13 protein-coding genes are annotated in these 14,442 nt (G+C 61.7%); 7 read left to right on the forward strand and 6 right to left on the reverse strand.

Going from position 1 to position 14,442, the window contains the following annotated elements; all coding sequences use genetic code 11:
• The first annotated feature begins 7 nt into the window (after positions 1–7).
• Positions 8–1,495 carry an MFS transporter gene (locus ESZ53_RS01040; RefSeq protein ID WP_129071137.1) on the forward strand — a complete coding sequence of 496 codons (1,488 nt, stop codon included), beginning with the start codon at positions 8–10 and terminating at the stop codon, positions 1,493–1,495.
• Here ESZ53_RS01040 and ESZ53_RS01045 read toward each other — a convergent pair.
• Positions 1,492–2,265 (reverse strand): SDR family oxidoreductase, encoded by a 774-nt coding sequence (locus ESZ53_RS01045; RefSeq protein WP_129071138.1) that lies wholly within the window; start codon positions 2,263–2,265, stop codon positions 1,492–1,494. The genes ESZ53_RS01040 and ESZ53_RS01045 overlap by 4 nt on opposite strands.
• Positions 2,266–2,297: 32 nt before the next feature.
• On the opposite strand from ESZ53_RS01045, the gene ESZ53_RS01050 reads away from it, so the two are divergent.
• The 6 genes from ESZ53_RS01050 (at position 2,298) to ESZ53_RS01075 (ending at position 9,413) form a co-directional block, all read left to right on the forward strand.
• Entirely contained in the window at positions 2,298–3,389 is a 1,092-nt protein-coding gene (locus tag ESZ53_RS01050) for an acyltransferase family protein (protein ID WP_129071139.1), read from the forward strand.
• Positions 3,390–3,489: 100 nt separating this feature from the next.
• A complete protein-coding gene (locus ESZ53_RS01055; RefSeq protein WP_129071140.1) occupies positions 3,490–4,809 on the forward strand; it encodes a bifunctional o-acetylhomoserine/o-acetylserine sulfhydrylase in 1,320 nt (439 codons plus the stop codon).
• A gap of 162 nt (positions 4,810–4,971) precedes the next feature.
• Positions 4,972–6,177 carry a homoserine O-acetyltransferase gene (locus ESZ53_RS01060; protein WP_129071141.1) on the forward strand — a complete coding sequence of 402 codons (1,206 nt, stop codon included), beginning with the start codon at positions 4,972–4,974 and terminating at the stop codon, positions 6,175–6,177.
• A 114-nt stretch (positions 6,178–6,291) separates the two neighbouring features.
• Entirely contained in the window at positions 6,292–7,455 is a 1,164-nt protein-coding gene (locus tag ESZ53_RS01065; RefSeq protein ID WP_129071142.1) for a sensor histidine kinase, read from the forward strand.
• A complete protein-coding gene (locus ESZ53_RS01070; RefSeq protein WP_129071143.1) occupies positions 7,452–8,705 on the forward strand; it encodes a hypothetical protein in 1,254 nt (417 codons plus the stop codon). The genes ESZ53_RS01065 and ESZ53_RS01070 overlap by 4 nt, the downstream gene beginning before the upstream one ends.
• 36 nt (positions 8,706–8,741) lie before the next feature.
• The gene (locus tag ESZ53_RS01075) at positions 8,742–9,413 is read left to right on the forward strand and encodes a response regulator transcription factor (RefSeq protein ID WP_129071144.1); all 672 of its coding nucleotides are present in this window, start codon (positions 8,742–8,744) and stop codon (positions 9,411–9,413) included.
• 123 nt (positions 9,414–9,536) lie between these two features.
• On the opposite strand, the gene ESZ53_RS01080 is transcribed toward ESZ53_RS01075, so the two are convergent.
• From ESZ53_RS01080 to ESZ53_RS01100, 5 genes are read right to left on the reverse strand one after another with little or no spacing between them, the layout of a single operon-like run.
• Entirely contained in the window at positions 9,537–9,848 is a 312-nt protein-coding gene (locus ESZ53_RS01080) for an MTH1187 family thiamine-binding protein (protein WP_129071145.1), read from the reverse strand.
• Complete coding sequence (locus ESZ53_RS01085; protein ID WP_129071146.1) at positions 9,845–11,161, reverse strand: glycosyltransferase 87 family protein; 1,317 nt, start codon at positions 11,159–11,161, stop codon at positions 9,845–9,847. The genes ESZ53_RS01080 and ESZ53_RS01085 overlap by 4 nt, the downstream gene beginning before the upstream one ends.
• The gene (locus tag ESZ53_RS01090; protein WP_129071147.1) at positions 11,155–12,012 is read right to left on the reverse strand and encodes an ADP/ATP-dependent (S)-NAD(P)H-hydrate dehydratase; all 858 of its coding nucleotides are present in this window, start codon (positions 12,010–12,012) and stop codon (positions 11,155–11,157) included. Before ESZ53_RS01090 ends, ESZ53_RS01085 begins: the two co-directional genes overlap by 7 nt.
• A 27-nt stretch (positions 12,013–12,039) precedes the next feature.
• The gene (locus ESZ53_RS01095; RefSeq protein ID WP_129071148.1) at positions 12,040–13,074 is read right to left on the reverse strand and encodes a hemolysin family protein; all 1,035 of its coding nucleotides are present in this window, start codon (positions 13,072–13,074) and stop codon (positions 12,040–12,042) included.
• Complete coding sequence (locus tag ESZ53_RS01100; RefSeq protein WP_129071149.1) at positions 13,074–14,396, reverse strand: hemolysin family protein; 1,323 nt, start codon at positions 14,394–14,396, stop codon at positions 13,074–13,076. The genes ESZ53_RS01095 and ESZ53_RS01100 overlap by 1 nt, the downstream gene beginning before the upstream one ends.
• Between the last annotated feature and the right edge of the window lie 46 nt (positions 14,397–14,442).

The raw sequence follows: 14,442 nt of genomic DNA on the forward strand, positions 1-14,442 counted from the left end.
TCCGTTCATGTCATTCCTGCGCGGAAAATCCGGGGCCATCACGATGGGCCTCATCGGCTACCTCTTTTTCGTCGAGCTGGTGAGCGGAATCATTCAGGGGTATTACATCCCCCTGATCCCCGACCTCGTTGAGCATCTAGGCATCCGCGATGCTGACTTCAACTGGTTCGAGGCCGCCCAGCTGCTCCTGAGCGCGATCGTGGTGCCGATTCTCGCGAAGCTCGGCGACATGCACGGCCACAAGCGCATCCTGCTGATTTCGACCGTTCTCACCGCCGGCGCAACCTGGTGGCTCGCCTTCACGGGCGACTTCACGAGCTTCTTAATTGCGTGGGCCCTGCAGGGGTTCTACGTGGTGTGGCTTCCCCTAGAAGTCGCGCTGATCTTCGACCGCGGACGCACGACCGGCATGGGCGCTTCACAAACCCGCCGTGCCGCCGGCTTCCTCGTTGTCGCCCTCGAAGCCGGTGCCATCATGGGCGCCCTCGGTGGTGGCCGCATCTTCAAAGCGTTCGGCGAAAACGTGCAGCAGACGCTCATGATCCCCGCCATCGCGGTCACGATCGTCTTCTTCGTGATCCTGTTCGGCGTGCCCGAATCGAAACCGCTGCCCGGCCGCACCCTCGATTTCTGGGGCTTCGTGCTCCTCACGATCGGCCTGTTGCTCATTACCTCGGGCCTCACGTTCTTGCGCATCAACGGCCCCGGTGCCTGGTGGGTCTACCTCGTCATGCTCGCCGGTGTCGCGACGTTCATCCCGTGGGGTCGTTACGAGCTGCGCCAGAAAGACCCTGCGATCGATCTTCGGATGTTGCGCGACCCGAGCATGTGGCCCATCCAGCTCACGGCGGGCCTCGTCGGTATTAGCTTGCTCGGCGCCCAAGCACCGCTCGCGACCTTTGCCGGCACCGACCCCATCAACGGTTACGGCCTCGGAATGGAATCGGATGAGATTTCGTACATCATCGGCGCCTACCTCGTCTCGATGATCGTGGGAGCGCTGCTGTTCCCGATTCTGTCGAAGTGGAAGAGCCCGCGCGTCGCGCTCATCGTGGCCACGTTCTTGGTCGCCACTGGCTACCTGATGTTCTTGCCGTTCCACACCACGGTGTTGAGCGTCTTTCTCAACATGAGCATCGCGGGCCTTGGCTCGGGTGCTCTCGTTGGTGCGCTCCCCGCCGCTGCGGCTGCGGCCGCTCCGCGCGGCCAGACCGGCATCGCCACGGCGCTGACCAACACCACGAAGACGATCGGTGGCTCGTTCGCCTCGGCAATCTTCGCCATCGTGCTGCTCGCCGGTGCCGCCTCCGCGGTCACCGAAACCGCGTCAAGCTTGTTCGGCTACCTGACGGTGTTCACGATCTGCGGTGCTGGCGCTCTCGTCGCGGCCGTGCTGTTGTTCTTGGTACCCAAGCTCGCGTTTGCGGATGTCGTTGACGACTTCGAGGAACTCGAACCGACCGAAACGAGCAACGAAACTCCCGTCGCCGACTAGCGCGGCTTGAGTTCGCCTCTGATCATCTTGTGCGGCGCAGCCTGAGCCACGGGCTTGATCGTAATGAGGTCAAGGTTCACAAACGGCGGCAACTCAATCGCGTGCACGATCGTTTCGGCGATGTCGTCAGCGACGAGCGGGTCGGGAACGTTGTCGTACACCGTGTCTGCCTTCGCAGCATCGCCGCCAAAACGAACGAGCGCAAATTCTTCGGTCTTCACCATGCCGGGAGCGACCTCGATTACCCGAATCGGCTCCCCCGCAAGCTCAAGCCGAAGCACAGCCGTGAGCGCATGCTGGGCAAACTTCGCGGCGTTGTAGCCGCTGCCACCTTCATACGGCACGGTCGCCGCAATCGAGGTGACCATGAGGATACTGGCCGCATCGCCCTCCACGATCGCTTCGCGGAGCAACGGCAAGAGCGCGCTCGTTACTCGCTTGGTGCCCACGACGTTGACATCGAACATCCGAATCCAGTCATCCGCATCGCTGTCTTCAACACTGGCAACGCCGAGCGCACCACCCGCATTGTTGACCAGAGCGTGGATGGGGCCAAGCTCACGCAGGAAGGCGGCGAGCGCCTCTACATCATCCTGTTTCGTCACGTCAGCTACGAATGTCTCGATGCCGGTATCGGCCGCGAGCGCAGCAAGTCGGTCTGCGCGACGCGCGACAGCGACCACCTGCCAGCCGTGTTTAGCGAACCGACGCGCGGTCGCCTCGCCAATGCCCGAACTTGCCCCTGTCACTACTACTCGCCGATTCACCATTCTTCCAAAGTAGCGGTATTACACTTCGACGAATGACCGGAGCTTCTCTCACCACCCCGCAGCCCTCCCGCACCGCCAAGGTGCGCCTGCCGCACTGGGATAACGCCCGCTTTCTTGCGGTCACCCTGGTCGTGATCGGGCACGGCATCCAGCGGATGACCTACGACTCCGACAACGCGCTCGCGCTCTACCTTTTTATCTACGCGTTCCACATGCCCGCGTTCGCGATCATTAGCGGCTACTTTTCAAAGCCGGGAGCCCCCACTGCGCTTCAGATGCGCCGGGTCATCACCGACATCATCCTGCCGTACTTCATCATGGAGACCATCTGGACCTTCGTGAAGTTTCTGGTCGAAGGCGAAACCGATCTCAACCCGTCGAAGCCGAGTTGGACTCTCTGGTTCTTGCTCGCCCTCGGCATCTTCCGCCTCATCTTGCCGTATCTCTCGCAAGTGCGGTGGCCGCTGCTCTGGGCCGTCGTCGCCTCCATCGGTGTCGGGTATCTCGACAACGTCGACAGCACGTTCTCGCTTTCGCGCGCCATCGGCATCTTGCCCTTTTTCGTTCTTGGCTGGAAACTGCGCGAATGGGGGCTCATGGACCGCTGGAACGTGGCCAAGCGACTCGTGCTGATTCGCACTCTTGCCGTAGCCATCTTTGTGGGCTTCATGGCAGTGCTGATCCTCAACATCGAGCTCTGGCGCACGATCGACCTCCGTTTCTGGTTCTTCTACGATGCCTCCTACCACGGCCTTGGCGAAGACCAATGGTGGGCCGGCGGGGTGCGACTCGGCCTCATCGTGCTCGCGGTCATTCTCAGCGCCGCCTTCTTCGCGCTTGTTCCGCGCCGTCACACGTGGGTATCGGATGCTGGCCAGGCCACGATGTACGTCTACCTCCTGCACAGCTTCATCCTCTATCCCCTCCGAGAGAGCGGGCTGCTGCTGGATGACCGGGCTTCGGCCATGTGGCTCGTGAGCATGGTGTTGGCGTCCATCGGCATTGCGCTCGCGCTCTCCACCCCGATCGTGAAGAAGATTTTCCGCCCGATCATTGAGCCGAAACCGCACTGGATCTTTATCCCCTTGCCCAAAGAGACGAATCTGTCTACCCCGAAGCGTTGAGTTACGACATATTTCACGGATGATTGACCGCTCTCGGGGGCCTGCTTAGGCTCACAGTGTGGCGGACATCCCGATCCACCAACCGACCTAGGAGGCCGCCGTGAGCGACTGGAACTTTGAAACCAAGCAGATCCACTCGGGCGCGCAGCCTGATCCCACGACCAACTCGCGGGCCACCCCGATCTACAAGACCACCGCGTACGTCTTCAACGACGCAGATCACGCCAAGAATCTCTTTGCGCTCGCCGAGTTCGGCAACATTTACACCCGTATCCAGAACCCCACCCAGGATGTCGTCGAGCAGCGCGTTGCTGCTCTCGAAGGCGGAACCGCGGCACTGCTGCTCGCCTCGGGCCAGTCGGCCACCACGTTCGCCGTTCTCAATATTGCCCAGGTCGGCGACCACATCGTCTCGTCGTCGTCTGTCTACGGCGGAACCTACAACCTCTTCAAGTACACCCTCGCGAAGCTCGGCATCGAGACCACGTTCGTCGAGAATCAGGATGACGCTGCCGAGTGGGCCGCCGCCATCCGCCCCAACACCAAGCTCCTCTTTGCGGAAACCATCGGTAACCCGCGCATCAACGTGCTCGACATCGAACTCGTGGCCAACGTTGCCCACGCCGCCGGCGTTCCGTTGATCGTCGACAACACCATCGCCACCCCGTACCTCATTCGCCCGCTCGAGCACGGCGCCGACATCATCGTGCACTCGGCGACGAAGTTCCTCGGCGGTCACGGCACCGTTCTCGGCGGCGTCATCGTGGATGGTGGCAAGTTCGAGTGGTCAAAGAACGTCGACAAGTTCCCCGGCCTCACTGAGCCCGACCCCTCGTACCATGGCGCGAGCTACACGGGAGTGCTCGGCGACGGCATCGCGTACATCATCAAGGCGCGCGTGCAGCTGCTGCGCGACCTCGGTGCCGCTATCTCCCCCGACAGCGCGTTCTCGCTCATCCAGGGCATCGAAACCCTCAGCCTGCGTATTGAACGTCACGTTCAGAACGCTCAGGCGATCGCTGAATGGCTCGACGCTCACGAGGATGTCGACACCGTGTTCTACGCGGGCCTCCCGTCGAGCCCCTGGTATGCAACCGCCAACAAATACGCTCCCCAGGGTGTCGGCGGAGTTCTCTCCTTCGAACTCAAGGGCGGCGTTGACGCCGGCCGCTCGTTTGTGAATGGCGTTTCGCTGTTCAGCCACGTTGCCAATATTGGTGATGTTCGCAGCCTCATCATTCACCCGGCCTCCACCACCCATTCACAGCTCTCCCCCGAGCAGCAGTTGACCGCCGGAGTCACACCCGGACTGGTGCGTCTCTCGGTAGGCCTCGAAAACATCGAGGACATCAAGGCCGACCTTCAGTCCGGCTTCGATGCTGCCCGCGCGAAGACGGAAGAGCTCCGCGCGAGCGCTTAGTCGCTTCGGCGTACGCACTGCTGACGGTGGCGGTGACTCCTCACGGGGGTCACCGCCACCATTGCGTTAACGCACCGGCCAGAGTTGGTCACAGAAAATTCTTTCCGGTACCGCCGTAATAATTTCGTGCCGCACAGGTTCGTTCGCGATACTGGGAGTGACATGGACTGGCAGACACCTGAAGACACTGTTCCTTCGGCATTCATCACTGACGCAAACGTGCGTTCGCTCCTCGGCAAGCCTCCGGCAACCGGTGCGTGGAGAGAAGGAGACCCCGCCGGGCACCGTCAGTTCGTCACCGTCACCGACCTGTCGCTCGAGTTCAGCGGAAAGCTGCCCTCGGCGCGTATCGCGTACGAAACCCACGGCACGCTCAACGATGATGCCTCGAACGCCATTCTTATTGCCCACGCCCTTACCGGCGACAGCCACATCATCGGAGCTCCCGGGGCCGGTCACGCTACGGGCGGATGGTGGAACGATCTCGTGGGGCCCGGTAAAGCTATCGACACCGATCGCTGGTTCGTCGTTGCCCCCAATATCTTGGGCGGCTGCCAAGGCAGCACTGGCCCCGCATCTCACGCCCCCGACGGAGCCGAATTCGGCGCCCGCTTTCCGTTCGTCACCATCCGCGACCAAGTCACCGCACAGGTCGCACTGAGCGACGCACTCGGCATTGACCGTTGGGCCGCAGTGATCGGCGGCTCGATGGGCGGCATGCACGCCCTCGAGTGGGCGGTCGGGCATCCGGAGCGTCTCGCCAAAGTGGCCATCTTGGCCGCACCGCCCGTGTCCACCGCCGACCAGATCGCACACAACTCGGTGCAGGTCGAGTCCATTCGCACCGACCCCGCCTTCGCCGACGGTGCCTACTACGACTCAGCGGATGGCGATGGTCCCCACCGCGGCTTGGCCCTCGCGCGCCGTCTGGCCCTCATCAATTACCGCTCCTCCGACGAGCTCAACGACCGCTTCGAGCGCACGTGGCAGAGCGAAGTCAGCCCCTGGGGCAAGGGCGGCCGCTACGCGGTTGAGAGCTACCTCGATTTTCACGGCAACAAGTTCGCCCGCCGTTTTGATGCCAACAGCTACATCACGCTCGTTGAGGCGATGAGTTCTCATGACATTGCGCGCGGCCGGGGAACAGTTCAGCAAGCGCTCGCCCGAGTAACGATGCCCGCGCTTGTACTCGGCATCGACAGCGACCGACTCTTCCCGGTGTCAGGCCAAGAGATCATTGCCGAGTACGTGCCCGGCAATCTCGACGGCAACGTTCCCCACGTCATCCACTCGCCGTTCGGCCACGATGGGTTTCTCATCGAAGACGAGCTGATGAGTGCACAATTGACGCGTTTGCTCGATCTCTAAGACTGCTGGGAATCGCCCGAAGGTGTGCGTGTTAGTCAAAAATTGGCGTTCCCTCATGACAAAAGCGGTGCGTCACCCCTAATTGAGGGACTGGATGTGCAAACATTGCCCCCAATGGACCTCACTGCAAAAGAACGGGATCGCCTACTGCAGCGCACAGCGCGCGTAGCGACCCTCAGTTTTTTGACCGTATCGGCCATCTGCCTGAGCATTCCCGGCGCAGTGTCAACCCTGACTCTCTTCATGTGCCTGCCGCTCTATGCGGTGATGGCTGTTCTTCACTTCAAAATGGGCAATAGTCGCTCGCTCGGGTGGGTCATCCCGCCCTTCATCGCCGGCAGCATCGTGATTCTTCTCGTGGCTGGCACCCCAGGAGGCCCCAGCCAAGCAGGCCTCTCCGCGATCGCTCAATTGTCATCCGCTTCACTGGCGTGCCTAGCAATCGTGCTGACGACCACGCTGGTGCGGCGCATCGTGCTGCTGATTAGTTTCGTCACGATCTCTAGCGTCACCGTTCTCTCGCTGGCGCCATTCCAACCGCCGGTTCGCACTCTCGCGCTTCTGGTTTTCGGCTGGGTTCTCGCGGCCCTCATCGGATTCTGGATCAGTTCGGGAGTTCCGCAGGCCGTTCGCCGTATCGCCAGCATCGGTCGCGCGCATCGCGCGGAACGACAGGCGAGCGAAACAGAAGCACAGCGCCGCCAAGGTGCTCGGCTTTTGCACGACACTGTCTTAGCTACTCTCACCCTGCTCGCTCACTCAGGAATCGGCGTCTCGGCCGAAGCGATGCGCCAGCAGTCCGGAGACGACGCGCGATTGCTGCGCCAATTGCGCCTCGGAGCAACTCCCACCCCGCAAGCTTCTGGTGACTACAACCTCAGCGGCCCTGTTAGCGAAACAGTTCTCGGCACCACGCTGGAGTCAGTGAAACAGCGATTCGGCCGGATGGGGCTCGAGGTCAGTTGGCACGGCACCGGTCAGGTGCTCCTCCCCAGCGACGTTCTCGACGCTTTCTTGCTCGCCCTCGCCGAGTGCCTCGAGAACGTGCGCCGACACTCCGGGGTCACGGAAGCGCACGTGACGATCACCGAAGACGACACCACTGTTCGCGCGATGATCACTGACTCTGGAGTCGGCTTCATCCTCGACGATGTCGATTCAGCCAGCCTCGGTTTCAAAGAATCAGTAGTCGCCCGGTTGAAAGAAGTCGGCGGTCAAGCGCGATTGTTCTCGACCCCGGGCTCAGGAACCACTGTGGTCTTGGAGGTACCTCGATGACGTATGCTCCCCCTGAAGAAAACACCCTCGGCGTGATCGTCGGCAACAAAGGACGCCACGCCAGAAGCGAAACGGTGCGACGTCTGGCCCGGGATGACAGCCCGCGCCTCACGAGTCTCGGTACCGGGTTCGTCGGTGTCGGTGCCGCTATCCTCGTCAGCTTGCGGGCCATTTACGGCCTCGTCTGGCTCGTCATCCAATGGGATGTCTACCCCAATCCGATCGTGGCCGCCCTCGCTTGGGGCCTGCTCATTCTGCTGATCGCCGCCACCATCACTGTGGTTCAAGTCACGAGCGGCCAGCTTTCTCACTGGATGTTCATCGTCTTTGTCGCAGGCTTGGCCGCCGTCATCGCCCTCGATGTTTATGCGATCTGGGACCTCCACGACATCGGCGGCTATGCCACCGCCGCAGTAGCAGCCGGCATGGCGCTCCTGCTGGTTCTCACTGTTCGGCCGCCCGCTGAGCTCATTGCCGCTGTTTCAATTGTTGGCGTGGGTCTGATTGCCGTCATTGTGGTCAACGTTCCGCTGACAACCGACAACCTCGCGCCGCAAGTCACCACGGTCGCATTCGCCGTGCTGCCCACCGTGATCGGGCTCTCGCTCATCACCAACTTTCGGCAACTCGTGCAGGTTGAGCTCGATCGAGTGTTGGTGCAGAGCACGTTGACGGCACCCCGCTTTGCGGTCGGCATGATGGCATCCGAAGAATTGGCTCGCCTCGACCTCGCCGCCGAAAAACTTCTGGACTCCGTAGCAAACGGGGCTATCGAATTGCCGCTCCAACCCAAAATCGCGTCGACAGCCGCCTCTCTCGCTACAGAATTGCGGCTTCACCTCATTGAGGGACGCCGTGAAACCTGGCTTTATCACGCGATCACCGAGTCTGACCTTCTCGGCAAGTCGGTCACCCTTACCGATAAGGGAAGCCTCGCCGGTCTCCTCGACCCGGCGCAACGCGACGGTTTACTCTCGACGGCCTGGCTCTTTGTCACGGACACCCCGAAGCGCGGAGCCAAAAACTCCGTTCACATTACGATCGCACCATCAACTACCGTTGTGGCGCCCGGCTTCGAAGACAAAGTAGCGGTCGGCATCTCGATCACGTCAAGTGGAGTGGCTCGCAATCGCGTCGACGCTTCAACGTGGGAAGCAATAGCGAAAGTCGGCACTTATGCTGACTCGATCGAGAACTCAAGCGTGCGTCTCGACATTGAATGTCTTGTCGATAACCCAGCAGACCAATAAATTCGTAAGATAAGACGATCTACCAGAGGAATTATCGTGACTGAATCAACACCGCGCATCCGGCTCGCAATCGTCGACGATCACCGAATGTTGCTCGGCGCTCTCACCGAGTGGATCCGCAAAGCAGCCGAAGACATCGACATGGTCGTTGCCGTTCCCACCTGGCCCGAGCTCACGATTCACCCCGAGTTCCCCGTTGACGTCGTACTGCTCGACCTCGACCTCAAAGACAACATTCCGGTCTCGCTCAAGATCAACACTCTCAAGTCGATGAACGTTCGCGTCGTTCTCATGAGCACCTACTCCGAACCGAACGTGGTTCGCGAAGCTCTCGCTGCTGGCGCGCTCGGTTACCTTGTAAAGAGCGAAGACGCCGACATGATCGTTGAAGCGATCCGTGCGGCTTCCAAGGGCGAATCGTTCATCTCTGCAGAACTCGACTTGGCGATCAACGCCGACGAGATCGGTGGCGCCCCCAAGCTCAGCGCTCAAGAACGTCGCGTAATGGCGCTCTACGGCGGCGGCGAGCCCGTCAAGTCCGTGGCCTACCAACTCAGCATTTCTGAAGAGACTGCCAAGAGCTACCTCAAGCGCATTCGCGAAAAGTACCGCGTCGCAGGCTTCGATGTCGGAACCAAGGTTGCCCTGCGCAAGCGGGCACTCGAAGACGGCATTCTTATCGAGACCGACACAATGCACCACCTCTAAGCAGCGCCATTCCACACCTCGCACCACGCACCACACCAATCGCCCTGAACCCACTCCGGTGGGGCAGGGCGATAGTGCTGTGCGGCCTCAGCGGGGCCGGCGAGGCCGGCGTCGGCCGGTGGGCTAACTCTCGGCACGAATGATCGCCTGCTCTAGGCGCTCGACTTTACCCGTCATCTCGCCGGTATGACCGGAGCGAATGTCAGCCTTCAGCACGAGCGACACGCGCGACCCGAACTGGCCGACCGCTTCCGTCGCTGCTTTGACGACTGCAAAGACTTCATCCCAATCACCCTCGATTGTCGTGAACATCGAATCGGTCTGGTTGGGCAACCCCGAGTCCCGCACAACCTTGACTGCGGCAGCGACCGCATTGTGGACGGAATCAGTTCCATCGGAACTGCCACTGGGTGCGATTGAGAATGCGACGATCATGCTGGCTCCTTTGCCGTAAGGCGTTCTGAGAATGATGCAGGTGGTTGAAGGCTCGACACTGGGCGGCCAAGCCTCACGAGCTCTACTATTGCCCAGACCAACAGGGCCAGCAGCAATAGATTGCGCGCGCTCACGATCGCTACCAACAGCGGATCAGCGACCAACAGACGGTAGTAGAAGTATGGGTACACGAGCTGCGTGAGCACGGCGATGGCGATACTCAGCGTGGCGGGCAGCAAAAAGCTCGTGTGGGAGCGTCTGTCGTCACGCACGTGCGCGCTAGAACCGGAATTCAGTGCGGAATTCAGAAGCCCCAGCACGACTGGCACCGCCAGCCAAGACACGAACTGTGGCGAGCCGACCTTGTTCGCGACGATGAGCGCGAGAACCAGCGCGAGGCTGAGGGGTGCGAGCACCCGTGTTGCGCTGATCCCGGCGTGCAGTGCGGCTCGGGCAGCACGGATTCCGAGCGCAGCTATCGCGAGCACCACGACGGCCAGTAGCGGTGTCATGAACGCGGCTACGGCATCCACTCCCGGCCCGGCCACTTGGAAGGTCAGAATCGTGGAGTCGTAGTAAACGAACGAATCGGGCGCTCCCGCCACAATCTGCCAGAGCCAGAAACCAGCGACCGGCGATTCAACTTGGATGCCACGGCCGGTTTGTTCCGTCACGAAGCTAAACACGTTGCCGCCTGATCCCGCCAGTAAGGCAAACACGACAACCGTCGCGGTGGTGGCCGCCGCAGCAATCGCGATCGCCCACCGCTCACGCACCGCGATGAATGCAGCTAAGACAAGGGCCGCAGGCCACACCTTCACCCACGTGGCGCAGGCTAAAACTACTCCGGCGACGCGAGGGTGCGTGCTCAGCAAGCGCACCCCCACCAGAGTGATGGACACGGTGATGGCATCGATACGGCCCAACGCAATCGGGCCAAGGGCGACGATGAAGGCTAGCCACCACCATCCGATATTCACTCCCGAATGAGAGCGCCCCCAGTGGGTGATGAAGCCGAGCGCCACGAGGTTGAGCAGCATGACAAGCGTGAGCCACGTTGCCCCGATCAATTCAACACCGAAGGTCACGGACGCCAGAATGGGCACGATGGCGAGCAGCGGATACACCCACGGAATGTCAACGCCAGCCACGATGCCCGAGGCATACGCTTGCTGAGCCCAGCCGGCGTAAACGATCGTCACATCGCCAAAGGGATTGCCCGGGCCGTGGAGGTTGAGTAGGCCGAGAACGAGGTGGGCAGCAATGAAGAGCAGCCAGAGCCCGATGGCGCTGACGGAGTGACGGGTCAGCACTGCGGTCGGGAGTCAGCCGCTGCGGCGTCCGCTGAGGTCTCGACAAGTTCAGCGATGACCCGCGAGACACTGGCGCAGAGATCAAGAATGGTGAGGGGGCCGCCATCGCTCGCGAGAGTAGCTGCGCGCCCGTGCACGTACGACGCCGTAGCGGCGAGGCCGACCAGCAGGCTCGGGTCGGCGAGTACTTCGTCACTGTGGGTAGCGACGAGGGCGCCCAGGATGCCGCCGAGGGCGTCTCCAGCGCCAGCGGTAGCCAGCCACGCGGGAGCAGCCGCGATCGCCGCCGTCGATGTGCCGTCAGACACGTACGTCGTGTGACCCTTCAGCAGCACGGTGCAGCCGAGTTGGGTGGCGGCGGATTCCGCCCAGTCACGCGGAGCCTCCGCAATAGCTTCTTTTCGCTCGCCGAGCAGTCGCCCGAGTTCGCGGTAGTGCGGCGTGATCACGGTCGGGGTGGTCGCGCGGTGAACTACGTCGAGGGCTCCCCCGTCGAGGACGAGCGGCACGTGCTGTCCGAGTGCGGCCGCAATGTGGCGATCGGCAGCGGGTTCTCGTGCGGCATGATCCATCCCCGAACCGATGAGCCACGCTTGCACCCGACCATCGCCCATCACGGCCTCGGGGCGGCGCTGCAGAATGAGGTCCTGGGCGCGCTGCGCTCCGAGGTAGCGCACCATGCCCACGCCGGTGCGCGCGGCCGCCTCGACTCCCAGCACCGCGGCGCCCGGGTACAGGGCCGAACCGGTGATCACGCCGAGAACGCCCCGGCTGTACTTGTCGTCGCTATCCCGGGGCAGAGCGATGTGGCGTGCCGCGTCAGCAGCACTCCACATCGACTCAGCTTCCATGGATGACAACGATAGTTGAGAACGCCGCTAGCGACGCCGGGTGGCGTCTTGCACTTCGCCGACAAGAACCTCAATGATGTCTTCGAGGAACAGCACACCGGTTGTCTCGCCGGTTGCATCGAAGCTGCGTGCCACGTGCACTCCCGAGCGACGCATGGTCGCGAGAGCATCTTCGAGGTCAGTCTCGCAATACATCGAGATGAGCTGGCGAATCCGCTTGGGCGGAACCGGCTCGTGAAACTCGCTCTCTTCGAGGTCGATTACGTCCTTCAGGTGCAGGTAGCCGGTGGGCTCCCCCGCGTCGTTCAACAGAATGTAGCGCGAGAATCCGCGTTGCGCGACGGCCTTTTCGAGGTCGGCGGGGGCGGCATCTTCCGGCAGTGTCACAAGCCCAGACATCGGAATGGCGACATCGCGAACTTTTTTCGAGGTGAACTCGAACGCGCCAGTGAGCGTGCCACCGGCATCCGTCAATACTCCTTCGCGCGTTGACTGAGCGACGATTGTCGCGACTTCGTCGAGCGTGAAGACACTGTTTGCTTCGTTCTTGGGTTCGACCTTGAAGAGGCGCAGAATGGCGTTGGCAATCGCGTTCAGCGCAACGATGATCGGGCGGAACACCGTCGCGATAAACACGAGCGGTGGAGCGAGCACGAGCACGGCGCGATCCGGGATCGAGAACGAGAGGTTCTTCGGCACCATTTCGCCGAGCACAACGTGCAAGAACGACACAATGATGAGCGCCAGAATGAACGCGATCGTGCCGATAAGCTCCTCGCTCAAACCGGTGAGAGCAAGCGGCACCTCGAGCAGGTGGTGAATTGCAGGCTCAGAGACGTTCAGGATCAGCAGCGAACACACCGTGATGCCCAATTGGCAGGCAGCGAGCATGAGAGTGGCGTGTTCCATGGCCCACAGCGCAGTCTTCGCTGACCGTGAACCGGATGCCGCGAGCGGCTCGATCTGCGAGCGACGTGCCGAAATGACGGCGAATTCCGCGCCAACAAAGAAGGCGTTGATCAGCAGCAATACGAATAGCCAGATGATTCCCCAGACGTCCATTAGTTCACCACCTCAGCATCGGCAGCGGCAACAATCGGATCCGGGGTAAACCTCACGCGGTCGATGCGTCGACCTTCCAATCGTTCGATGCGGAACACTCCGCCAGCGGCGGTAATCGTGTCACCCGTGCGCGGAACGCGACCGAGCTCACTCATGAGCCACCCGGCCACGGTTTCGTAGGGACCTTCTTCGGGAACTTCGACGCCCGTGCGCTCGAGAAGCTCATCGGGGCGCAGAATCGCCGGGAAGGTAAACCAGTCACGAGAACGAACCACGTCGGCCTTCGATCGGTCGTGCTCATCGGAAACTTCACCGACGAGTTCTTCCACGAGATCTTCCAGAGTCGCGACTCCCGCCGTTCCGCCATATTCGTCAACGACGACAGCCATTTGGTAGCCACGGCCACGCAATTCGGCGAGTAGGGCATCCAACCGCATCGTCTCTGGCACTTGGAGCGCTTCAGTTTGCAGAGCAGAGACCGGCACGTCGGCGCGCTTCTTATGAGGCACGGCAACGGCTTGCTTGATGTGTACGAATCCCACGACGTCGTCAATGCTGTCGTCGATCACCGGAAAGCGTGAGAATCCCGTGCGCTTCGCGAGGTCGATGACGTCTTGAGCGCTGTCAGTGCGGTCGATGCTGTCCACTCGCGGGCGCGGGGTCATGACGTCTTGCGCGGTGTGGTCGGCGAAGGCGAGCGTGCGCGCGAGCAGCGTGGCGGTGTCTGCTTCGAGACTGCCCTGGCTCGCCGAGCGGCGTACGAGCGAGGTCAGCTCTTCAGCGGTGCGCGCACCGGAGAGTTCTTCTTTGGGTTCGATGCCCACGGAACGCAGAATGCCGTTTGCCGTGTTGTTGAGCAAGCTCACGGCCGGCTTGAACACGGTGGTGAAGAGAACCTGGAACGGAACGACCAACTTAGCTGTGGCGCGTGGGAGCGCAAGCGCGAAGTTCTTCGGCACGAGCTCACCGACGATCATCGAGAGCAGAGTGGCGAAGGTGATGGCCAGGATGCTGGCGATGACGGTCACTGCCGTCGACGGCAGTATGGCCGCTAACGGGATCTCGAGCCACGTGCTGAACGCAGGTTCGAGAGTGTAGCCAGCGAGCAGCGTGGTGAGAGTGATTCCTAGTTGCGCGCTCGAGAGGTGTGTCGAGGTGTGCTTGAGCGCTGCGATGGTGGTCGCGAGTCGCTTCTCGCCACGTTCTTGGCGAGCTTCGAGATCAGAGCGGTCGAGGTTGACGAGTGCAAACTCGGAGGCGACGAAGAGGCCGGTGCCGACAGTCAACACGAGGCCAGCGGCGAGGAGAAGCCATTCATTCATGACAGATCACCTCCAGCCGCGGAGGTAGGTAGAGAACGGGCGAAGA

The organism is Salinibacterium sp. UTAS2018, from assembly GCF_004118935.1.
Lineage (GTDB): Bacteria > Actinomycetota > Actinomycetes > Actinomycetales > Microbacteriaceae > Rhodoglobus.